This is a genomic window from Intrasporangium sp. Soil_C_50 (assembly GCF_057656595.1).
On record NZ_JBDGKB010000001.1, the window covers coordinates 298,470 to 321,258 of the forward strand.

The window sequence follows — 22,789 nt, forward strand, 5'->3', positions numbered from 1 at the left end:
AAGGGGTGACGGGCCGCTCGTGATCCGTGCGGACGGGGTGAGGTCAGACCTCGGCCGTCTCGGTCGCCTCGGCGTCGGCCGCAGCCCCGCCCTTGGCCTCGTCCTCGGGGAGGACGGCTGCCAGGGAGAGCTTGCCGCGCGGGTCGATCTCCTTGAGCTCGACCTGGACCTTCTGGCCCACCTTGACGACGTCGTCGACGCTGTCGATCCGCTTGCCGCCGACGAGCTTGCGCACCTCGGAGATGTGCAGCAGGCCGTCCTTGCCGGGCAGCAGCGAGACGAACGCACCGAAGGTCGTCGTCTTGACGACGGTGCCGAGGAAGCGCTCGCCGACCTCGGGCATCTGCGGGTTCGCGATGGCGTTGATCGCCGCGCGAGCCGCCTCCGCCGACGGGCCGTCGACCGCACCGATGAACACCGTGCCGTCGTCCTCGATGGAGATGTCGGCGCCCGTGTCGTCCTGGATCTGGTTGATCATCTTGCCCTTCGGGCCGATGACCTCACCGATCTTGTCGACGGGGACCTTCACCGTGATGATGCGCGGCGCGTACGGGCTCATCTCGTCGGGCACGTCGATGGCCTCGGCCATGACGTCGAGGATGTGCAGACGCGCGTCGCGGGCCTGGGTCAGCGCGCCCGCGAGGACCGATGCCGGGATGCCGTCGAGCTTCGTGTCGAGCTGGATGGCCGTGACGAACTCCTTGGTGCCGGCGACCTTGAAGTCCATGTCGCCGAAGGCGTCCTCGGCACCGAGGATGTCGGTGAGGGCGGCGTAGCGCGTCTCGCCGTCGACCTGGTCGGAGACCAGGCCCATCGCGATGCCGGCGACCGGGGCGCGCAGCGGCACACCGGCGTTGAGCAGCGACAGCGTCGAGGCGCAGACCGATCCCATGGACGTCGAGCCGTTGGAGCCGAGGGCCTCGGACACCTGGCGGATCGCGTACGGGAACTCCTCGCGCGTCGGCAGGACGGGCATGAGCGCCCGCTCCGCGAGGGCGCCGTGGCCGATCTCGCGACGCTTCGGCGACCCGACGCGGCCGGTCTCACCGGTGCTGTAGGGCGGGAAGTTGTAGTTGTGCATGTAGCGCTTGCGCGTGACCGGGCTCAGCGTGTCGAGCTGCTGCTCCATCTTGAGCATGTTGAGCGTCGTGACACCCATGATCTGGGTCTCGCCACGCTCGAAGATCGCCGAGCCGTGCACGCGCGGCAGGACCTCGACCTCGGCGCCCAGGGCGCGGATGTCCTTGAGGCCACGGCCGTCGATGCGCACCTCGTCGCGCAGGATGCGCTGGCGGACCAGCGCCTTCTGCAGCGAGCGGAAGGCGGCCGAGATCTCCTTCTCGCGACCCTCGAACTGGTCGGCGAGCTGGGCCTTGACGGAGGCCTTGATCTCGTCGAGGCGCTCCTCGCGCTCCTGCTTGCCGGCGATGCTCAGCGCCTGCGCGGTGTCGGCCGACACGGCGGCCTCGACGGCGGCGTAGGCGTCGTCCTCGTAGTCGAGGAAGACCGGGAACTCCTCGACCGGCTTGGCGGCCGCGGCAGCGAGCTGGGCCTGGGCCTCGCACAGCTGCTTGATGAACTTCTTGGAGGCCTCGAGGCCCTCGGCCACGACCTCCTCGGTCGGGGCCTGCTTGCCCTCGTTCCTGACGAGGTCCCACGTCGACTCGGTGGCCTCGGCCTCGACCATCATGATCGCGACGTCGTCACCGACGACGCGACCGGCGACGACCATGTCGAAGGTCGAGCGCTCGATGTCGGAGAAGTTCGGGAAGGCGACCCACTGGCCGTCGATGAGCGAGACGCGCACGCCACCGATGGGGCCGGAGAACGGCAGGCCGGAGATCTGCGTCGAGGCGCTCGCGGCGTTGATGGCGAGCACGTCGTACTGGTGGTCGGGGTTCAGCGAGAACACCGAGATGATGACCTGGACCTCGTTGCGCAGACCCTTCTTGAAGGTCGGGCGCAGCGGCCGGTCGATGAGGCGGCAGGTGAGGATGGCCTCGGTGGACGGACGACCCTCGCGGCGGAAGAAGCTGCCGGGGATCTTGCCGATGGCGTACATCCGCTCCTCGACGTCGACCGTCAGGGGGAAGAAGTCGAACTGGTCCTTCGGCTGCTTGCCGGCCGACGTCGTCGACAGGAGCATCGTGTCGTCGTCGAGGTAGGCCGTGACGGCGCCGCCGGCCTGCTTGGCCAGACGCCCGGTCTCGAACCGGACGGTGCGGGTGCCGAAGCTGCCGTTGTCGATGACGGCCTCGGCGAAGGTGATGTCTGGACCCTCCATGTGGGCCCTCGCTTTCTTTTTCTCATGAACCCGGTGCACATCGTCGTTGTGTGCCCGGTTTGCCTTCTGTGTACTGCCTCGGGCCCGGGGGCCCGCGGGTGCGGTCGGTGTCGGAGCCCGACCCGGCCGCACCTACGACGAAAGGCGGTCACCGCGCACGCGCGGTGACCGCCTTTCGTCACATCGTCATCGACGCAGACCGAGTCGCTTGATCAGCGAACGGTAGCGCTCGATGTCGGTGGTCTCGAGGTAGCGCAGCATCCGCTTGCGCTGGCCCACGAGCAGGAGCAGACCACGACGGCTGTGGTGGTCGTGCTTGTGAGCGCGGGCGTGCTCGGTGAGGTCCTTGATGCGCTGCGTGAGCAGTGCGACCTGCACCTCGGGGGAGCCGGTGTCGCCCTCCTTGGTGGCGTACTCGGCCATGATGTTCTTCTTGACGTCAGCGTCCAGGGGCATGGAAGACCGACTCCTTCTCTACTCGTTGCGCGGTGCTCCAGGGCATGTCCACCTGGGCTCTCTCTTTCCGCGGCCGGAATACGGCGGTCCCAAGCGTAACAGGGCAGGCCAGCACGTACTAATCGGCGTTGGGCAGGGGGCGCTGCCGGGGCGCGTCACCGTTTCGTGACCCGGCCGATGTTGATGCCGCGACGTCGCCGGGTACGGAACAGCTGTCTCGGGAACCCACTCCAAAGGAGCGAAGCGACACCATGATCATCCTCGGTCTGATCCTGCTGATCGTCGGGCTGCTGGTCCACATCAGCATCCTCACGACGATCGGCATCATCCTGCTCGTCGTCGGAGCCGTCCTCTACGTGCTCGGCGCCACCGGTCGCGCCATCGGCGGACGCAAGCACTGGTACTGATCGGCCCGCACCAGACGTCGAAGGGCGCCCCGTGGCTCACGCCGCGGGGCGCCCTTCGCGCGTCAGGCGCGTCCGGGGACGGGGACGCGTCAGAGATTGATCATGTGCCCCGCGATGCCCTCGATGGCCTCCTTCATGGCCTCGCTCAGCGTCGGGTGGGCGAAGACGTTGCGGGCCACCTCGCCGGCGGTGAGGTCCCACTGCTGGGCCAGGGTCAGCGCCGGCAGCAGCTCGGTCACCTCGGGGCCGATCATGTGGGCACCGAGCAGCTCGTTGTGCTCGGCGTCGGCAACGATCTTGACGAAGCCGACACCCTCGGCCATGCCGCGTGCCTTGCCGTTGGCCGAGAACGGGAAGCTGGCCGTCTTGACGTCGTAGCCCTTCTCCTTGGCCTGCGCCTCGGTGTAGCCGAAGGAGGCGATCTGCGGCTGGCAGAAGGTCGCCCGCGGGATCATGTCGAAGTTGAGCTCCATCGTCTCGGCGTCGGCGATCGTCTCGGCGGCCACGACGCCCATGGCCTCGGCGGTGTGGGCCAGCATGAGCTTGGCCGTGACGTCACCGATGGCGAAGACGTTGGGGACGCTGGTGCGGCCGCGGCCGTCGATGGCGATGGCGCCCCGCTCGGTCATCTCGAGGCCGAGCGACTCGAGGCCGTAGCCCTCGGTGCGCGGGGCGAACCCGAAGGCGGCGAGGAACTTGTCCGCCTCGAGGACGGTCTCGTCTCCCCCGGCCGCCGGCGCAACCGTGACGCGGACGCCGGAGCCGGTGTCCTCGACGTTCTTCACGGCGGTGGACAGCAGGACCTTGACGCCGAGCTTCTTGTACTGACGGAAGAGCTCCTTGGACACGTCGGGGTCCTCGGTCGGGACCATGCGGTCGAGGAACTCGACGATCGTGACGTCGACGCCGAAGTTCTTCATGACGTAGGCGAACTCGACTCCGATGGCGCCTGAGCCGCCGATGATGATCGACGACGGCAGGTCGGCGTCGAGGATCTGCTCCTCGTAGGTGACGACGTTGTCGCTGACCTGCATGCCTGGCAGCATCCGGACCTTCGCGCCGGTACCGATGATGAGGTGGTCGAAGGTGACCGAGCGCGACGACCCGTCGTTGAGGGCCACGTCCATCGAGGTGGCCGAGGTGATGGTGCCCCAGCCGTCGATCTCCTCGATCTTGTTCTTCTTCATGAGGTAGTGCACGCCCTTGGCGCTGGCGTCGGCCACCGACCGGCTGCGCGAGTGCGTCGGCGCGTACGACATGGTCGCGTCGCCCTCGATGCCGAAGGTCTTCTTCTCGTGCGTGATGATGTGCGCGATCTCCGCGTTGCGCAGCAGCGCCTTGCTGGGGATGCAGCCGACGTTGAGGCAGACGCCGCCCCAGTACTGCTTCTCGACCACGGCGACCTTCTTGCCGAGCTGCGACGCGCGGATCGCCGCGACGTAGCCACCAGGACCGGCACCGAGCACAACGACATCGAAATCAGCCATGAGGGCACCTTATCCGTGCGGGCACGCGGTCCCGACCGCGGTTCCACCCCAGCCGGCGCCGACGTCACGAAACGGGTGTCGATCCGCAACTGCCTGTGTCGCACCCCACATTCGGGGCAAGGGCGAGAGTACGTTCCGACACGCACGGCCGGATGCACCCGGCCCCGACCAACGGAGGTCACCCGCGTGAGTTCCACTCCGCACCGACACTCGGCGCCACCGGCGAACAAGGGCCTGCTGGCCGTCGCCGGGGTGCTCCTCGCGATCCCGATCGTCGCCCTGATGCTCGTCGGCACCTACGCCAAGGACGAGCCGCGCCTCGGCGGTTTCCCGTTCTTCATCTGGTACCAGTTCCTCTGGGTCATCCTCTGCTCGGCCCTGACCTACACGGCCTACCGCCTCGTCCTCAAGGCCCGGCCGCACCGGCCGATGAACCCCGAGGGTGACGAGTACGTCGACGACGACACGACCGGCGACGCGTCGGGCCGCACCTGGGGTGGTGGGACCCGATGAACCAGGGAGTCAACGGCGTCGCACTCGCCGTCCTCGTCTTCTTCTTCGTCCTCGTCGCAGGTGCCGGCTTCTGGGCCGCCCGCTGGCGGCGTCCGGCCAGCATGGACAGCCTCGAGGAATGGGGCCTCGGCGGCCGGAGCTTCGGCACGTGGATCACGTGGTTCCTGCTCGGCGGTGATCTCTACACGGCGTACACCTTCGTCGCCGTCCCGGCCGCGATGTGGGCCTTCGGTGCGGTCAACGGCTTCTTCGCCGTGCCGTACACGATCGTGCTCTACCCGATCATCTTCGTCTTCATGTCGCGGCTGTGGTCGGTGTCGCACCGGCACGGCTACGTCACGCCGGCCGACTTCGTCCAGGGCCGATCGGGCTCGCGCGGCCTGTCGCTCGCGGTCGCGGTCACCGGCTTCCTCGCGACGATGCCGTACATCGCCCTGCAGCTCGTCGGCATCCAGGCCGTCCTCGAGGTCGCGGGGGTCGGCGGCGGCGGCAACTGGGTGGCCAACGACCTCCCGCTCTTCATCGCCTTCCTCGTGCTCGCGCTCTACACCTACACCTCGGGCCTGCGCGCGCCGGCGATCATCGCCTTCGTCAAGGACATCCTCATCTACCTCGTCATCATCGTCGCGGTCATCTACCTGCCGTCCAAGGTCGGCGGCTGGGGGCACGTCTTCGACGCGGCGAAGGAGAAGATGACGACGACGACGAACCCCGCCACGGGCAACCCGAACGTGTTCATCCCGGGCCCGAAGGCGTACTGGGCCTACGCGACGCTCGCCCTCGGCTCGGCACTGGCCCTGTTCATGTACCCGCACTCGGTGACGGCGAGCCTGTCGGCCAAGAACCGCAACACGATCCGCAAGAACGCCTCGATCCTGCCCGCGTACTCGTTCCTGCTCGGCCTGCTCGCGCTCCTCGGCTGGGTCGCGATCGCCGCGGGCACCAAGCCCGTGGGTCTCGACGGCAAGGTCAACGGCCAGCTCGTCATCCCGCAGCTGTTCGAGGACATGTTCCCGGCGTGGTTCGCCGGTGTCGCCTTCGCCGCCATCGCCATCGGTGCGCTCGTGCCGGCCGCGATCATGTCGATCGCCGCGGCCAACACGTTCACGCGCAACATCTACAAGGCGTGGATCAAGCCCGACGCGACGCCGAAGCAGGAGGCGCAGGTCAGCAAGATCACCTCGCTGGTCGTCAAGGCGTTCGCGCTGGTCTTCGTGCTCGCGCTCGACAAGAGCAACGCGATCAACTTCCAGCTCCTCGGCGGCATCTGGATCCTCCAGACGTTCCCGGCGCTCGTGTTCTACCTCTACACCCGGTGGTTCCACCGCTGGGCCCTGCTCGCCGGCTGGGCCGTCGGCATGGTCTACGGCACGGTCGCCGCGTACAACGTGACCAACAAGGCGACCGGGGCGCACTTCGCCGGCTCCGTCGCCAACATGCCGATCATCGGCCAGCTCGGCTACATCGCCGTCACGGCGTTCGCCATCAACGTCGTCGTCGCCGCCGTGCTGACGCTGGTGCTCCGCGCTGCCAAGGCGCCGGAGGGCCACGACGAGACGATCCCGGCCGACTACTTCGCCGACGCGGGCGACCCCCGCGTCGAGAAGCTGAAGACGGGACCGCACGAGCTGACGCCGTCGGCCTGAGCGCCGACACGCCACGCCGGTCGAAGGGGCTGGGTCCGCACGGACCCGGCCCCTTCGCCATGTCCGCTCTCCCGCCCGACGCCGACCGACGCCGACCGACGCGGATGCGTCAGCCGCGCTCGCGCTCCGGGGGAATGGCGTTGTGGGCCTCCTCGAGGCCCATCCCCGACACCTGCAGCAGGTCGAGGGTCAGCGACCGCAGCTGCGCGAGGACGGTCTCGGTCGCCAGGCTCGAGGTGCGCGGGAGGTCGCCGATCTCGGCGGCGACCTGGACCAGCGCGCTGCGACCTGCGGACGCGGCTGCGTTCTCGGCGAGCGCACGGGCCATGACGTCGGTGGCGTCGGCGAGCCGTCCGAGGAGCGTCCGGTAGCTGTCGGGCAGGTCCTCGCCCCGGCCCACGGCGATGGTCACGCGACGCACGAGCACGCGCGTGCTGCGCATCGCGATGTCGAGGGGTTCGACGAGCTCGGCCATCGAGCGCACCCGGGGTGCGTGCCGGCGCCGGGAGAACGGCGAGCTGGTGATGACGGCGAGCCCCTCGTCCGCGGCCTGTCGCAGCTCACGGAGGAGCGACTCCGTGCCCCGGGCCGAGGCCAGCACCTGGGCGACCCCGTCGACGTCGCCGTCGTCGGCCAGCCGCACCACCTGGCGCAGCAGCTCGCTGATCTTGGCGACGGCCTCGGCCGCGGCGACACGCGGTCGGCGCAGCGGCGCCTGGGGCACGACGACCGCTGCGACGAGCGCGACGCCGCCACCGATGAGCGCGTCGGTCCAGCGCGACAGCGCCTGGCCGGGGCTCGCCGCGAGCGCGACGATGGTGGCGCTCTGCACGGCGGCCTGCGTCACGAGCAGCGGCCCGCCGTCGAGGAGCAGGGCGAAGGCCATCGAGAAGAACACGACGACGGTGATCTGCCACGGGCCGCTGCCGGCGAAGTGGACGAAGACGTCGGCGGTGAAGACGCCCACGGCCACCCCGACCGCGACCTCGATCACGCGCCGGACCCGCTGGCCGTAGGACATGCCGAGGCAGACGATCGCCACGATCGGGGCGAAGAACGGCGTGGCATGGCCGACGATGTTGTGCGCGACGAACCACGCCACCCCGGCCGCGATGGCGCTCTGGAGCAGCAGGAAGACACGAGAGCGTAGGCGGGACAAGCGGGTTCGCGCGGTGAGCCGGCTGCGGCGCCACGCCCGGTCGAGGGCCTCGACGACGGGGGCGTCGGTCCTCAGGTAGTCGTCCACGTCGGCCTCTCGGTTCGGTGGGTCACATCCTCAGGGCAAGGATGGCATCGAAGATCTCACGCACGGCGGGCGCCGCCACCTTCGACCCCGAGCCGCCCTGGCTCACGACGACGGCGACGACGTACTTCGGCCGGGTCGTCGGCCCGTAGCCGACGAACCACGCGGTCGCCTTCTTCCCGAAGACCTCACCGGTGCCGGTCTTGCCGGCCACCGGGTAGCGGTGCTGCGGGAAGCCGGCGAACGCGGACCCGGCGGACCCGCCCGGGCGCGTCACGTCGGCGAGCGCCGCGCGCACGTACGCGCCCACGTCGCGGCGCAGCGGCACCGTGCCGACGCGTCGGGGCGCGATGGGCGTCGTGACGCCGTCGACCGACCTGAAGGCGGCCGCGACCTGCGGCTGCCACACGGTGCCTCCGTTCGCGAGGGCGGCGTAGACCGTGGCCATCTGCAGGGGCGTCACCGTCGTGTCGCCCTGTCCGATCGAGAAGTTCACGGCATCGCCGGCGCGGTACTGGAACCCGGTGGCGCAGTTCTCCTTCGCCAGCTGGGTCAGGTAGGTGGCGCGGGCGCGGTCGGTGCGGGCCACCTCGGGGTAGCCCGTGCGGGCCCGCCGGCAGGTCGTGTCGCGAGTGGCCGCCCACGTGTCCTCCTTCCACTGCCGGTCTGCGACGCGTCCGGCAGCCTCGCCCGGCAGGTCGACGCCCGTGGGCCGGCCCAGCCCGAAGGCCCGGGCCATGGCCACGAACGGGTCCGGCGCCGAGGTCGGGGCGGTGAGCCCGCCCTGCGCGAGCCACGCGGCGTAGGCGAGACGGTAGAAGACGGTGTCACAGGAGACGACGAGCGTCCGGTGGAGGTCGATGAGCCCGTAGCCCCTGGACTCGTAGTTGTTGAAGACCCGGCCGCCGACGTCCACGTTCGGCGAGCAGTCGTAGCGACCGTCGAGGCGGGCACCGGCGTTGACGGCGGCAGGGACCGAGATGACCTTGAAGGTGGAGGCCGGCGGGAAGGTCTGGGCGGTGAGCCGAGAGGACAGCGGCACCCCGGCCGCCTCGCTCGTCAGCCGGGCCAGCTGTGTCGAGCCGATCCCGCCGGTGAAGAGCCCCGGGTCGTAGGTCGGGTAGCTGGCCGCGGCGACGACGGCCCCGTTGGTCACGTCGAGGACCACGGCGGCACCGCTGTCGGCAGGCAGCTTCTGCGCCCGGGCACGCGCCACGGCGCCGGACAGGGCGGCCTCGACGCGGGCCTGGAGGCGTGCGTCGAGGTGCGTCACGACGTCACGGCCCGGTGTCGGCGCCGTGGTCGAGACCGTGCCCGTGACGATCCCGCGCGGGTCGACGGCCACGACGGTCGAGCCGTTGGCGCCGCGCAGCTCGGCGTCGTACTGCTGCTCGAGGCCGCTGCGGCCGACGGCGTCCTCGGCGTCGATGCGCCCGCCACCGCCGCTCACCTCGGACGCGTCGGCCCGGGCGACCCAGCCCAGCAGGTGGGGCGCGAGCGCGCCACCGGGACGCGGGTAACCGCGGGCGGGCTCGGCCGTGACCCCGACGCCGGGGTACTTCTCCGGCTGCTCGAGGAGCGTCAGGGCGCGCCGCTCGTCGACGCGGGTGGCCACCGGGATCGGCACGTAGGGCGAGCCGTTGAAGCACGCGGGAGCCTCCGGTGCGCCCCGGGTGCCGCAGAGCATCGTCTTGTCCCACAGCCGCTGGAACGGCAGCCCGAGAGCGGCGGCCACCGACGCGACGAGCGCGCGGCCTCCGTCGCGCGCTCCCACGAGCGTGGCCCGCTCGATCGTCACGGTCGTCGTGAAGGTGTTCGTCGCGAGGGGCGTGCCGCTGCGGTCGAGGATCCGGCCGCGCAGGGCGTGGTCGGTGACGGTGCGGGTGTTGGCGGTGGTCGCGGCGCGCGCCAGCTGCGGGCCCTGGACGAGCTGGAGCTCGCCGAGCCGCCCGACGAGCAGTCCGAAGAGGACGACGACGAGCACGACGACGACGCCGACGACACCGGTGCGTGGCGCGCGTCGGGACCGGGGCTCGCGGAACGACACCCGCGGCCGAGGCACCCGCAGGCGTCTGCGAACCGACCGCGCCCTCATCCGAGCCGACGTCGTACGAGGGCGCGGTCGACCGTGACGGCGACGGGAACGGTGAGCAGGCCGACGCCCAGCGTCGAGGCGAGGCGGGCCAGCCCCGCGAGCGTGTCGACGCTCCCCTCCGCGAGCAGCGTCGTGACGGCGCGCGCCAGGCCGACGACGGCACCCGCCGCGAGGAGCGCGGCGAGCGGGCGCAGGCCCGACCGCGAGGCCGGGCTGTGGAACAGTCCCGCGGCGAGGCCACCGACCGCGGTCACGAGCGCCGTCAGCCCGAGTGGCGACCCGACCGGAGGGACGAGCTCGACGACCCAGCCGGCGAGCAGACCGACGAGGGCGCCGTGCAGCGGGCCGCGCAGGACCGCCGTCGCCACGACCCCCAGGAGCACGAGGTCGGGCACCCACGCGTCGGGCACGCCGAGGCGGGGCAGCAACGTCGCCGTCGCCAAGGCCGCCAGCACGACGTAGGCGGCGCGCAGCAGGCCGAGCAGCGTCGGCCTCACCGCCCCGCTCCCGTCGCGACGCCGGTGACCGGCAGCTGCACCGGGCGCGGCGTGGCCCGCGCCCGTGGCACGAGGACCGCGACGACGTCGATCGCGTCGGCGTCGACCGCCGGGCGCACCGTGGCGGTGCAGGTCATCCGCCCGCTCCCCGGGTCGACGTCGGTGACGGTGCCGACGACGACGCCTGCGGCGTAGGGACGCTCGTCCACACTGCCGAGGGTGCGGACGACGTCGCCGACGACCGGTGTGCCCGGCTGGACGAACGACAGGGTGAGCGACCCCCGTGGGCGCGCCTCGCGGTCGGCGGTACCGGGCGCCGCCACCGTGGCGAGCATGCCCGCGGGACCGACGCGCACCCCGACGACCGAGCCGGTCGAACCGAGCACCTGCACGTCGCTCGTCCACGGCGACACCGACACGACGCGCCCGACGAGCCCCTCGGCCGCGACCACGGTGGAGTCGGCCTCGACGCCGTCACGCGAGCCGACGTCGATCGTCAGGCTGCGACCACCGAGCGGGCCGAGCGCCGTGCCGACGACGCGTCCCGGCACGAAGGCGTGCGCGGCGAGCACCTCGGCCCCGAGCACCGACCGGACGCGCGCCACGTCGTCGAGCGCGCGCTGCTGGTCGGCGACGACCGCTCGCAGGCGGACGTTCTCTGCCTCGAGGCGGGAGAGGTCGCCGGGAGACGCACCCGCGAGGACGCGCTGCACGGGACCCACGACGACGCCGGACGCGCGGCGCACCGCGTCGGTCACGCCCGAGCCGGCGAGGTCGGCCGCGAGCAGGCCGAGGGTCACCGCCACGAGCAGCCCGAGGAGGCGGCGGCGCGTGCGGTCGTCCACGGTCAGCCGCGCGGGTCGCCGACGAGGACGCGCTCGAGGCTGGAGAAGTCGTCGACGCAGCGGCCGGCGCCGCGCGCCACCGCACGGAGCGGGTCGTCGGCGACGTGCACCGGCACGCCGAGCTCGTGGCGCATCCGCTCGTCGAGGCCACGCAGCAGCGCTCCCCCGCCGGTCAGGGTGATGCCGCGGTCGAGGATGTCGCCGGCGAGCTCGGGCGGGCAGACGTCGAGGGTGGCCCGGACCACCTCGATGACCCGCAGCACCGGCCCCTCGATGGCCCGGCGCACCTCCGCCGAGCCGACCTGGACGGTCTTGGGCAGCCCGGTCGTGAGGTCACGCCCACGCAGCCGGGTGGACAGCTCCTCGCGCAACGGGAACACCGAGCCGACGGCGACCTTGAGGTCCTCCGCGCTGCGCTCGCCCAGCAGCAGCGAGTACTCGCTCTTGACGTGGCTGACGAGCGCCTCGTCGATCTCGTCTCCCGCGACCCGGACGGACGTCGAGGTGACGATGCCACCGAGGCTGATGACGGCGACGTCGGTGGTGCCGCCGCCGATGTCGACGACCATGCTGGCCGCCGTCTCGTAGACCGGCAGGCCGGCCCCGATGGCGGCCGCCATCGGCTCCTCGACCATGTAGACGCGGCGCGCACCACAGCGCGTCGCGGCGTCCTCGAGGGCGCGCCGCTCGACGCCGGTGACCTCGCTCGGCACGCAGAGCACCATCCGCGGGCGCACGAGACGTGAGGTGCGGACGCGGTCGATGAACCAGCGCAGCATCCGCTCGGTCTCGTCGGCGTCGGACACGACGCCGTCGCGCAGCGGGCGCACGGCCCGGATGGTGCCGGGCGCGCGCCCGAGCATCTCCTTGGCGCGCGTGCCGGCCGCGACGAGGCGACCGGTGCCGGCCTCGACGGCGACGACGGACGGCTCCTCGAGCACGACGCCACGGCCCCGGACGTGGATGAGCGTATTGGCCGTCCCGAGGTCGACCGCCAGGTCGCGTCCGAGGGGCGGCCAGGTGCTCATGGCCGGGATTGTGTCGCGAGCCGGCGGCAGGACCGAGCGCATCCGCCGAGTGTCGCCGGATGCGTGACGCCAGTCGACGCCTGGGGCCTACGAGGCCGCTGTGGTCCTGCTGGGGCCGCTGTGGTCCTGCTGGGGCCGCTGGGGCTCAGAGGGCGGGGAACCAGATGGCGATCTCGCGCGCGGCCGACTCGGGCGAGTCGGAGCCGTGCACGATGTTCTGCTGGACCTTGGTGCCCCAGTCGCGGCCGAGGTCGCCACGGATCGTGCCCGGCAGGGCCTCGGTGGGGTTGGTGGCGCCGGCGAGCGCACGGAAGCCCTTGATGCAGTCCTGCCCCTCGATGACGACGGCGGCGACCGGACCCGAGCTCATGAAGTCGACGAGGGGCTCGTAGAACGGCTTGCCCTCGTGCTCGGCGTAGTGCTTGGCGAGCTGCTCGCGGGTCGGGGTCAGCACGTCGAGGCCGGCGAGGACGTACCCCTTGGCCTCGATGCGGCGCAGCACCTCACCGGTGAGGCCGCGGCCGAAACCGTCGGGCTTGACGAGGACGAGAGAACGTTCCGTGGTCACCCGTCCACCCTATCGGCCGGGCCGGAGGCGCCGTCCCCGGCCTCGGGCTGGTCGTGCCCAGCCGACGCGGCGCTCTCGCGGCGAGCCATCTCGGCGTCGATCGAGGCGCCCTTGACGAGGCAGGTGATCCAGAGTGCGAGGAAGAAGAGCCCGACGACGAGCATCATCGGCACGACGAGGGCACTGAGGAGTGTCAGCACCTGCACCACCCAGCCGAGGGTCAACCCGTACGGCTTCCGCATCGAGCCGGCGGCGACGACGCACAGCGCACCGAGGCCGATGCCGACGACGAGGTAGGCGGTGCTGCGCCCCGCCTCGTCGGCCGCCGACGTGACGCCGCGGGCCACGAGCGCCCCGAGCAGGATGCACAGCGACTGGCCTCCGAGGACGGTGGCGAGCATGCGCCACGTGAACTTTCCGGTGGTGCCGTACAGGCGGAGGGCGTTCATGCGTGCGGTCCTGGTGTCGGTGGGGTCGGATCGTGAGGTCGGGTCGTGCGTTCGTGCGGTTGGTGCGCGTCGGAGGCTCGACGCCGGTGGCGTCAGTAGTCCTGGGCCGTGTCCCAGGTGCGGATGATGGCGCGCGCCTCGGTCTCGCTGGCGCCCGTGGCCTCGGCGTAGAGGCTCATCGCGTCCTCCCGCCGGTCGGCACGGAGGAGCTGGCTGATGCGGGACCGGGCCTCGTCGGTGAGCCGCCCCTCGGTGAACGACGCCGCGGCGTCGCGCACGCCGGGCCCCTGGCCGGGCACGAACCAGTTGTCGACGGCCCGCTTAGCGTCGGCGAGCGGTGCGCCCGTCGCCTCGCGGTAGACCTTGATGGCGTTGATCTTGTGCCCCGCACTGATCTCGCGGCTCACGACGCCCCGCACCCGGTCGGTGAGTCCTTCGGGCTGCCGGTCGGGGTCGCGGCGGCCCACGACCCGGCCCCAGAGCACGACGACGGCGACGACGACCGCGACGACGATGACGAGCTTGACGAAGGGGTGCATGGGGGCCAGCCTAGGCGGCTCGCGCGTGGCTCCTCACACCTCGGTGTGGCCGAGGAGCATCCGCACCTCGCCCGCCGTGATGACCGAGCCGGTGGCCACGACTCCCCCGCCCATGCCGTCCTGCTCCGCCAGGGTCACGGCCTGCTCGAGAGCGTCGGGAAGCGCGTCGACCACGGTGACACGCGACTCGCCGAACACCTCGCGGGCCAGCTCGCCGAGCTTTTCCGGGTCGAGCGCCCGCGGCGAGGTGCTGCGCGACACGACGACGTGGTCGAGGGCCGGCTCGAGAACCTCGAGCATGCCGACGGCGTCCTTGTCCGCGACGATCCCGACGAGACCGACGAGGCGGGTGAAGGTGAAGGACTCGCCGAGCGCGGCGACGAGCGAACGCGCGCCGTGCGGGTTGTGGGCGGCGTCGACGAGGACGGTCGGCGAGCGGCGGACCACCTCGAGGCGTCCGGGAGAGGTCATCGACGCGCACGCGGCGCGCAGCACGTCGGTGTCGAGGGCCTGCTCTCCCCCACCGAGGAACGCCTCGACGGCGGCCACGGCGGTGGCGAGGTTGCTCGCCTGGTGCGCACCGTGCAGCGGCAGGAACAGGTCGGGGTGGTCACCGACCAGGCCGCGGAGCGAGACCTGCTGGCCACCGACCGCGACCTCACGCTCGAGGACACCGAAGTCGTTGCCCTCGAAGACGATCCGCGAGCCACCGACTTCCTCGACGCGATCGAGCAGGACCCGGACGACGTCCTCGTCCTGCACGCCTGACACCGTGAACGAGTCGGCCTTGATGATGCCGCTCTTCTCCTCGGCGATGGCCACGACGTCGTCACCGAGCAGGTGCGTGTGGTCGAGGTCGACCGGGGTCACGACCGCCACCTGGGCGTCGACGACGTTGGTGGCGTCCCACGACCCGCCGAGGCCGACCTCGATGATCGCGACGTCGACGGGGGCGTCCGCGAACGCCGCGTAGGCGACCGCGACGAGCACCTCGAAGAAGTTCATCCGGCGCCCGCCCTCCTCGAGGGAACGCGCGTCGACGATCTCGATGAGGGGAGCGACGTCGTCGTAGGCGGCGATGAACTTCTCACGCGGGATCGGCTTGCCCGACAGCGTGATCCGTTCGCGGATGTCGTGCAGGTGCGGCGAGGTGAACCGCCCCGTCGCCAGGCCGCTCTCGCTCAGGATCGCGTCGATCATCCGGCTCGTCGACGTCTTGCCGTTCGTGCCGGTCAGGTGGATCGAGGGGTAGGCCCGCTGCGGGTCGCCGGCCAGCTGCATGACCGCCCGGATGCGCTCCAGCGAGGGACCGATGTCGTTCTCGGGGGCGCGCGCGAGGATCTCCTCCTCGATCTCGCGGACACGCTTCATCTCCTCGAGGTTGCGGGCCGCCTCCAGGGCGGCGGCGTCCGGCCGCCCGCCGCTCACGACGCGTCCTCCGTACGGGTGCCGTCGGCCGTCGGCAGCGGACGCTCCATCCAGACGCTCACCGGCATGTCCGAGCCACCCGACTCGCGGTGGGTCTCGGTGAAACCGTGTCGCGCGTAGAAGCGCGCCGCGCCCGTGTTGCCCTCGATGTGCGACAGGACGATCCGCGAGTGCCCACCCTCGACGGCCCGCTCGACGACGGCATCCAGCAGCCGCGAGCCGACGCCGTTTCCGTGGTTGTCGGGAAGCACGTAGAGCTTCCACAGCACGAAGTCGTCGTCCTGCGGGCCGAACGTGGCCACGCCGACGACGTCGTCGCCGTCGACGGCGACGATGGTGCGGCCCTTGCGGATCGAGGCGGCGACGACGTCGCTCGTCCACCACTTGGCCAGGCCCATGGCGACGTACTCGGGGCCGACGAGCGGCTCGTAGGTCGCAAGCCACGTGCGGTGGCCGACGGACAGGACGCCGGACAGGTCGTCGCCGACCGCCGGGCGCACCTCGACGCCCTCGACACCCGGACCCTGCGTGCCGGTGCTGGCCAGGCTCATCGCTTCTCCACCACGATCGTCGCGGTGTGGTCGTCGCCGACGACCACCTGGGTCCCCACGCCGGCGGGCAGGGCGTGCTCCGGCCCGGCCGACGCGAACTGTGCGGCGAGCGTCTCGCCGACGATGAGGTCTCGGTGGTCGACCGTGGCCTCGAACACCTCCGGTGAGCCCTGGATCGTCAGGCTGATCCGGTCGCTGACGTGCAGGCCGGCGTCGCGGCGGGCCTGCTGGACCGCGCGCACGAGGTCGCGGGCCACGCCCTCGGTGGCGAGGGCCGGCGTCACGGCGGTGTCGAGGACCACGAAGCCGCCGCCGGGCAGCATCGCGGTGGCCGCGGTGTCGGCACCGTCGCCGGACACGACGGTCTCGAGGGAGTACTCGCCCTCGACGAGCTCCAGGCCGCCTGAGGTCACGATGCCGTCGGGCGAGACCGACCAGTCGCCGGACTTGCTGCCACGGATGGCCACCTGCACGTCCTTGCCGAGCCGCGGGCCGGCCGCCCGGGCGTTGACGGAGAGGCGCTGCATGACACCGAAGTCGGCCTCGCTCGCGGTCGTGAGGTCGACGAGGGCGAGGTCCTTGACGTTGAGCTCGTCCTGGACGATCGAGCGGAACGGCTCGAGGGCGTCCGGCTCGGGCACGACGACGGTCAGGGCGGCGAGCGGCAGGCGGGCGCGCAGCTGGCGGGCCTTGCGCAGGCTGGAGCCGACCGAGCACACGTCGCGCGCCCGGTCCATCGCCACGACCAGTGCGTGGTCGGCCGGCAGGTCGTCGACGAGGGGGTAGTCGGTCAGGTGCACCGACCGGCCGCCCGTCAGGCCGCGCCAGATCTCCTCGGTGACGAGCGGCAGCAGCGGCGCGATGGCGCGCGTCACCGTCTCGAGGGCGGTGTACAGCGTGTCGAAGGCTGCGAGCGACTCGTCGGTCTCCCCGCCCCAGAAGCGGTCGCGGGAACGGCGGATGTACCAGTTGGACAGGACGTCGAGGAACCCGCGCATCGTGTCGCAGGCCGCCGCGACCTCGTAGGCGTCGAGCTGCTCGGTCATGTCGCCGACGAACTCGCGCAGCTTGGCGAGCAGGTAGCGGTCGAGCACGTCGGTCGACGCGGTCGACCACTTCGCCTCGTAGCCCTCCCCGCCCCGCGCCGTGTTGGCGTAGAGCGCGAAGAACGACCACGCGTTCCACAGCGGCAGCATGACCTGCCGGACACCGTCGCGGATGCCCTGCTCGGTGACGACGAGGTTGCCACCGCGCAGGATCGGCGAGGACATGAGGAACCAGCGCATCGCGTCGGCGCCGTCGCGGTCGAAGACCTCCGAGACGTCCGGGTAGTTGCGCAGCGACTTGCTCATCTTCTGGCCGTCGGAGCCCAGCACGATGCCGTGGCTGACGCACGACTTGAAGGCCGGTCGGTCGAAGAGCGCGGTGGCGAGGATGTGCAGCGTGTAGAACCAGCCGCGCGTCTGCCCGATGTACTCGACGATGAAGTCGCCCGGGAAGTGGTGCTCGAACCACTCGGCGTTCTCGAACGGGTAGTGCACCTGGGCGAAGCTCATCGAGCCGGAGTCGAACCACACGTCGAGCACGTCCTCGACCCGGCGCATCGTCGACTGCCCCGTCGGGTCGTCGGGGTTCGGACGCGTCAGGGTGTCGATGAAGGGCCGGTGCAGGTCGGTGACGGGCACGCCGAAGTCGCGCTCGAGCTCCTCGAATGAGCCGTACACGTCGAGGCGCGGGTACTCCGGGTTGTCGGACTTCCACACCGGGATCGGGCTGCCCCAGAAGCGGTTCCGCGAGATCGACCAGTCACGGGCGTTGGCCAGCCACTTGCCGAACTGGCCGTCCCTGATGTGCGAGGGCGTCCACTCGATCTCCTGGTTGAGCTCGAGCATCCGGTCCTTGATCTTCGTGACCTCGACGAACCACGAGGACACCGCCATGTAGATGAGCGGCTGCCGGCAGCGCCAGCAGTGCGGGTAGCTGTGGTCGTAGGTCTCGCGGCGCAGCAGCACGGTGCCGGCCGTGACCGAGCCGGTGTCGCCCTCCCCACGCGTGGCGGCCTTGAGGTGGTCGATGATGTGGAGGTTGGCGTCGAAGACGTGCATGCCCTCGTAGTCGGCGACGGGATAGGTGAACCGCGCCTCGGCACTGACCGGCACGACCGGGGCGATGCCCTCGCGGTCGGTGACGAGCTTGTCCTCCTCACCGAAGGCGCCGGCGCTGTGCACGAGGCCCGTACCGTCGGTGGTCGTGACGAAGTCGGCCTCGACGACGCGGTGGGCCCGCTCGTGGCCCTGGTAGTACGTGAAGGGCGGCGTGTACGAGCGACCGAACAGCTCGGAGCCCTTGAGCCGCTGGACGATCCGCTCTTCGGCGTCCTCCCCCAGCTCGCGCTTGTAGGCGCTGAGCCGAGCCTCGGCGATGACGTAGCGCTCGGTGGTGCCGGTGAAGTCCGACTCGACGACGACGTAGTCGATGTCGGGGTGGACCATGATCGCGAGGTTGGCCGGGAGGGTCCAGGGCGTCGTCGTCCACACGAGCGCGAGCTCGCCGGTCTCGAGGCGCAGGCCGACCGTGACGGCGGGGTCCTGGCGCATCTTGTAGACGTCGTCGTCCATGCGCAGCTCGTGGTTGGACAGCGGCGTCTGGTCGTTCCAGCAGTAGGGCAGCACGCGGAAGCCCTCGTAGACCAGACCCTTGTCGTGTAGCTGCTTGAAGGCCCAGATGACCGACTCCATGTAGCCGGGCTCGAGCGTCTTGTAGTCGTGGTCGAAGTCGACCCAGCGCGCCTGGCGGGTGACGTAGTCGCGCCACTCCCCCGTGTACTTGAGCACCGACGCGCGGCACGCGTCGTTGAAGGTGTCGATGCCGAGCTCGACGATGTCCTGCTTGGTCTTGAGGCCGAGCTGGCGCTGGGCCTCGAGCTCGGCAGGCAGGCCGTGGGTGTCCCAGCCGAAGCGACGCTCGACGCGCTTGCCGCGCATCGTCTGGTAGCGCGGGACGATGTCCTTGACGTAGCCGGTGAGCAGGTGGCCGTAGTGCGGGAGGCCGTTGGCGAAGGGCGGCCCGTCGTAGAAGACGAACTCGTTGTCGCCGTCCGTGCCCGCGTCGCGGTTCTCGACCGACGCGATGAAGGTGCCGTCCTCGTCCCAGTACCTCAGCACGCGCTCCTCGATCTCGGGGAAGCGCGGGTTCGACGGGACGCCGGTGCTGCGGGCGGGCGTCGGCTCGGAGGTCGGCTCGGACGTGGTGACCTTGGGGTAGGTCATGCTGCGGGCTCCTGGTCTCGGCGGTCTCGGCTGCTGTGCCGGGGACGACGTCTCCGCCGCGGTACCACCCCGCTTGCCGCTCGGGCCCGGAGGCGCGTGCGACCGCTCGTTCGTGGCTGTGACGGGCCCACCCGTCCGGTTCTACTGGGAGCACCGCCGGCTCGCGGTCTCGGTTCTTCCGGAGGCTCGCCGCTGATGACGGCTCGAACGCCTGTGCGCGCCCAGTCTAACCTGTGCGGCACGCCGCCTGCGCCGAGCGGCGGGCCCGATGCGTCGACGACGACCGAGCACGGCCCACGACAGGCTGGGGGCGGACCGTCCCGGGCGGACGGGCCGGCGTTTGGCACTATGAGGCCATGACGGAAGTGGAGACGACCGGTGCCTGGCTCAGCCGAGAGGACCTCGACGACGCCCGCGAGCGCCTCCCGATGCTCTACGTCCACGCCGTACCCGTCCGGGTCGACGACAAGGGGCAGGTGACGCACATCGGGCTGCTCCTGCGCGCCGACAGCGACGGCGGCATCGGCCAGGAGGTCGTCGGCGGCCGCGTGCTCTACCACGAGAAGATCCGCGACGCGCTCCTGCGGCACATCGAGAACGACCTCGGTCCGATGGCCCTGCCGCGCATCCCGCTCTCGCCCCAGCCCTTCACCGTCGCCGAGTTCTTCCCGACGCCCGGAGTGACCCCGTTCCACGACCCGCGCCAGCACGCCGTGTCGCTCGCGTTCGTCGTGGCCGTCATGGGCGACTGCCGGCCCCAGAAGGACGCCCTCGACCTGTCGTGGGTGACGCCCGAGGAGGCCATGACGATCTCGGTGTCCACCGACATGAGCGGCTCGCACGGGGTCCTCGTGCGCCAGGCACTGGCCCACGTCGGCCACCCGGTGTGAGCCCACCGCCGCCAGTCACGAATTAGCCTGCCATCCAAGGATTTTCCGGACCTCGTCCACGACTTTCCGCTCATAGGGGACCACTTCCCCGATTGCTGTGCGTCGTCATGAGATCGCCCCTAGCGTCGATGTCTGGGTAGCCGCACACGCACCGGCCGGCTGCCCTGGGAAGACGGGGGCCTCTCGGGGGCCGAGGGCGGACGAGGCGCGACCGTACGGGTAGCCACCCGCGCCGGAGCGGGGCGGGTCACTCCACCACACCTTGGAGATCTCCATGTTCGGTTCACGAACCGTCTCCCTGGTGCCTGGGTCGGGATCAGGCACCAGGCGACCACTGCGGCGACGTGCCGCGGTCGGCCTCACCGCGGCACTCGCCGCGACCTCACTCCTCGTCGCCGGATCGCTCACTGCACTGGCGTCGGTCAACAGTGCGTTCGAACTCGAAGGCGATGTCCTCGACAACACCGCCTCGACACCCCCCGACTGGGGCGCAGCCAGCGGCAGCAACAGCATCTTCGACGTCGCCAGTGGCATCGGCGTCAAGCGGAACCCGCTTCCCACCGGCTTCTTCGACGCCGGTTTCGCCCGCGACTTCATCCCGGGCAGCACGAGCGACCCGTCGACGTACACCACCGGCGCCAAGGACCTCGATGACATCGCCACCGGCTGGCGGTGCGTCGGAGCGAACAACGTCACCAACAAGGGCGACATCCAGAACGCCTACACCGCCGTGTACAACGACACGTCATTCACTCCTCCGCACCTCGTCCTCTACTTCGGCATGGAGAAGAACACGTCCAACGGTGACAACAACATGGGCGTGTGGTTCCTCCAGGACGCCAACGCAGCGTGTCAGGGCGGCGGCAGCGGCAACGGAAACGCGTTCACCGGTCACCACGTCGACGGCGACATCCTCGTCGTCGCGGCGTTCCTCAGCGGCGGCACCAACCCGCAGATCAGCGCCTACAAGTGGGTCGGGGGCGCCAACGGTGCCCTCAACACGACCGCCATCGTCACGGGCAACGGCTGTTCCAGCGGCACGGCCAGCATCTGCGCCATCACCAACTCCGCCAGCGTCACGACGCCGTGGCAGACGGTGAACAACAAGACGCAGGGCACCACCCTCGGCGCCGACCAGTTCTATGAGGGCGGTCTCGACCTGACCGCGAACCACCTCGACCAGGACTCGCAGGGCAACCCGATCTGTGTCAACCGGTTCGTCTTCGACACCCGCTCGAGCCAGTCGCTCACGGCCTCGCTCTATGACTACGCCGAGGGCAACGTGACGACCTGCGGCACCTCGTCGATCACCACGAGCCTGCGCCAGCAGCTCGGCGCGAGCCAGAACCCGGGAACCGACACCAACCTCGAGCCGCCGAACAACACGGTGACCCCGCCGGTCAAGGTCTACGACACGTCGAGCATCAGCAGCACCCTCGGGACGCCGGCCGGCACCGTGACGTACTCGCTGTGGACCGACAACGCCTGCAAGGTGGCCTCGACCGACCCGACCTTCGCGGGAGGCGGGAACACCGCGAACGTCACCGTCGCGGCCGACGGATCGGTTCCGCCGTCGCCGAGCCTGACGTTCACCCAGCCCGCCAGCTACTGGTGGCAGGCTCACTTCGAGCCGGCTGCGGGCAGCAGGCTCACGGGGTCCACCAGTGTCTGCACCAGTGAGCCACTGGTGGTCACCAAGGTGACGCCGGCCATCGCCACCACGCCGTCGGGCACGATCTCGGTCGGCGGGAGCCCCGCCAACACGATCAACGACGTCGCGAACATCTCCGGTGGGTTCTTCCCGTCGGGCGGCATCGCGGTCGGCACCGTGACGTTCAAGCTGTACGGGCCGTTCGCGGCCGGTGCGACGCTCACGGCGAGCTCGTGCGTCGACTCCGGTACGGGGGCCAACCTGCTGGCGACGTCCACGAACGGCGCTTCGAGACTGACCGACTCGACGGCCTCGGCGACGAGCGACTCGTTCACCCCGACCGTGGTCGGCAAGTACCAGTGGGTCGCTCAGTACTCGGGCAACGCGCAGAACAAGGCCGCTCCGCTCGACGCCCAGGGCAACCCGACGTTCACCGCCTGCGGCGACACGACCGAGCAGGTCGTCGTCACTCCGGTGACACCGCCGGTGTCGACCAAGATGAAGCTGAGCGACACGGCCAAGGTCTCGGCGCTGCCGGGCGCCGGCGCACCCGCCGGTGACGTGACGTTCAAGCTGTACAAGTCGGCCGACTGCTCGACCGGTCTCGTCGCCGGCTCGACCCAGACGGTGACCATCGACGCCAGCGGCGCGGCTTCGAGCAACGCCTTCCTCGTCGATGCGGGCACGTACTCGTGGCTGGTGACCTTCGCACCGAACACGAGTGCCAACCCGAACTACACGACGGCCACGACGGTCTGCACGCCTGCGCAGTCCGACGAGACGGCGACCTTCGCGTACGCGGGGAGCTCGCCGACGTCGTGATCCGAGTTCATCGAGACGGGTCTCTCCCCGCTGAGGACTGATCCGCCCCACGGAACCTGACCGACCCGGGGCATCCGCCCCGGGTCGGTCGGCCTTGTGCGGCCAGGATGGAAACGAATCG

At 70.8% G+C, this 22,789-nt stretch carries 19 protein-coding genes; 5 read left to right on the forward strand and 14 right to left on the reverse strand.

The window, feature by feature from the left end; genetic code table 11:
- Positions 1-43: 43 nt before the first annotated feature.
- Together AC3A5R_RS01455 and rpsO are read right to left on the reverse strand one after the other, a co-directional pair.
- Complete coding sequence (locus AC3A5R_RS01455; RefSeq protein ID WP_487619009.1) at positions 44-2,284, reverse strand: polyribonucleotide nucleotidyltransferase; 2,241 nt, start codon at positions 2,282-2,284, stop codon at positions 44-46.
- A 186-nt stretch (positions 2,285-2,470) separates the two neighbouring features.
- A complete protein-coding gene (gene rpsO, locus AC3A5R_RS01460) occupies positions 2,471-2,740 on the reverse strand; it encodes a 30S ribosomal protein S15 (RefSeq protein WP_487619010.1) in 270 nt (89 codons plus the stop codon).
- A 251-nt stretch (positions 2,741-2,991) separates the two neighbouring features.
- On the opposite strand from rpsO, the gene AC3A5R_RS01465 reads away from it, so the two are divergent.
- Positions 2,992-3,147 (forward strand): DUF6131 family protein, encoded by a 156-nt coding sequence (locus tag AC3A5R_RS01465; protein WP_487619011.1) that lies wholly within the window; start codon positions 2,992-2,994, stop codon positions 3,145-3,147.
- Positions 3,148-3,236: 89 nt separating this feature from the next.
- Here the strand turns inward: AC3A5R_RS01465 and lpdA are convergent, their stop codons facing one another.
- The gene (gene lpdA, locus AC3A5R_RS01470; protein ID WP_487619012.1) at positions 3,237-4,634 is read right to left on the reverse strand and encodes a dihydrolipoyl dehydrogenase; all 1,398 of its coding nucleotides are present in this window, start codon (positions 4,632-4,634) and stop codon (positions 3,237-3,239) included.
- Positions 4,635-4,820: 186 nt separating this feature from the next.
- On the opposite strand from lpdA, the gene AC3A5R_RS01475 reads away from it, so the two are divergent.
- Positions 4,821-5,147, forward strand: a complete 327-nt coding sequence (locus AC3A5R_RS01475; protein WP_487619013.1) for a DUF3311 domain-containing protein — start codon at positions 4,821-4,823, stop codon at positions 5,145-5,147.
- Positions 5,144-6,793, forward strand: a complete 1,650-nt coding sequence (gene mctP / locus AC3A5R_RS01480) for a monocarboxylate uptake permease MctP (protein ID WP_487619014.1) — start codon at positions 5,144-5,146, stop codon at positions 6,791-6,793. The genes AC3A5R_RS01475 and mctP overlap by 4 nt, the downstream gene beginning before the upstream one ends.
- A 109-nt stretch (positions 6,794-6,902) precedes the next feature.
- Here mctP and AC3A5R_RS01485 read toward each other — a convergent pair whose 3' ends face one another.
- The 11 genes from AC3A5R_RS01485 to ileS form a co-directional block, all read right to left on the reverse strand.
- Entirely contained in the window at positions 6,903-8,039 is a 1,137-nt protein-coding gene (locus AC3A5R_RS01485; RefSeq protein ID WP_487619015.1) for an FUSC family protein, read from the reverse strand.
- A 22-nt stretch (positions 8,040-8,061) separates the two neighbouring features.
- Complete coding sequence (gene mrdA / locus AC3A5R_RS01490; protein WP_487619016.1) at positions 8,062-10,098, reverse strand: penicillin-binding protein 2; 2,037 nt, start codon at positions 10,096-10,098, stop codon at positions 8,062-8,064.
- A 29-nt stretch (positions 10,099-10,127) separates the two neighbouring features.
- On the reverse strand, positions 10,128-10,628 hold the full coding sequence (locus AC3A5R_RS01495) for a rod shape-determining protein MreD (protein ID WP_487619017.1): 501 nt from the start codon (positions 10,626-10,628) through the stop codon (positions 10,128-10,130).
- On the reverse strand, positions 10,625-11,473 hold the full coding sequence (gene mreC / locus AC3A5R_RS01500; protein ID WP_487619018.1) for a rod shape-determining protein MreC: 849 nt from the start codon (positions 11,471-11,473) through the stop codon (positions 10,625-10,627). Before mreC ends, AC3A5R_RS01495 begins: the two co-directional genes overlap by 4 nt.
- 2 nt (positions 11,474-11,475) lie before the next feature.
- Positions 11,476-12,501: a rod shape-determining protein MreB gene (gene mreB, locus AC3A5R_RS01505; protein WP_487619019.1), complete on the reverse strand. Its 1,026-nt coding sequence runs from the start codon at positions 12,499-12,501 to the stop codon at positions 11,476-11,478.
- A 145-nt stretch (positions 12,502-12,646) separates the two neighbouring features.
- Entirely contained in the window at positions 12,647-13,069 is a 423-nt protein-coding gene (gene ndk / locus AC3A5R_RS01510; protein ID WP_487619020.1) for a nucleoside-diphosphate kinase, read from the reverse strand.
- Positions 13,066-13,518, reverse strand: coding sequence for a DUF4233 domain-containing protein (locus AC3A5R_RS01515; RefSeq protein WP_487619021.1), 453 nt, complete (start codon positions 13,516-13,518; stop codon positions 13,066-13,068). The genes ndk and AC3A5R_RS01515 overlap by 4 nt, the downstream gene beginning before the upstream one ends.
- Positions 13,519-13,610: 92 nt before the next feature.
- A complete protein-coding gene (locus AC3A5R_RS01520; RefSeq protein WP_487619022.1) occupies positions 13,611-14,057 on the reverse strand; it encodes a hypothetical protein in 447 nt (148 codons plus the stop codon).
- 33 nt (positions 14,058-14,090) lie between these two features.
- Entirely contained in the window at positions 14,091-15,428 is a 1,338-nt protein-coding gene (locus AC3A5R_RS01525; RefSeq protein ID WP_487620100.1) for a bifunctional folylpolyglutamate synthase/dihydrofolate synthase, read from the reverse strand.
- A gap of 53 nt (positions 15,429-15,481) precedes the next feature.
- Positions 15,482-16,036: an N-acetyltransferase family protein gene (locus AC3A5R_RS01530; protein ID WP_487619023.1), complete on the reverse strand. Its 555-nt coding sequence runs from the start codon at positions 16,034-16,036 to the stop codon at positions 15,482-15,484.
- Entirely contained in the window at positions 16,033-19,305 is a 3,273-nt protein-coding gene (gene ileS / locus AC3A5R_RS01535; protein WP_487619024.1) for an isoleucine--tRNA ligase, read from the reverse strand. Before ileS ends, AC3A5R_RS01530 begins: the two co-directional genes overlap by 4 nt.
- A 356-nt stretch (positions 19,306-19,661) precedes the next feature.
- Here ileS and AC3A5R_RS01540 point away from each other — a divergent pair, with 356 nt between their 5' ends.
- Together AC3A5R_RS01540 and AC3A5R_RS01545 are read left to right on the forward strand one after the other, a co-directional pair.
- Positions 19,662-20,195 (forward strand): NUDIX hydrolase family protein, encoded by a 534-nt coding sequence (locus AC3A5R_RS01540; RefSeq protein ID WP_487619025.1) that lies wholly within the window; start codon positions 19,662-19,664, stop codon positions 20,193-20,195.
- A gap of 274 nt (positions 20,196-20,469) precedes the next feature.
- Complete coding sequence (locus AC3A5R_RS01545) at positions 20,470-22,668, forward strand: hypothetical protein (protein ID WP_487619026.1); 2,199 nt, start codon at positions 20,470-20,472, stop codon at positions 22,666-22,668.
- The last annotated feature ends 121 nt before the right edge of the window (positions 22,669-22,789 follow it).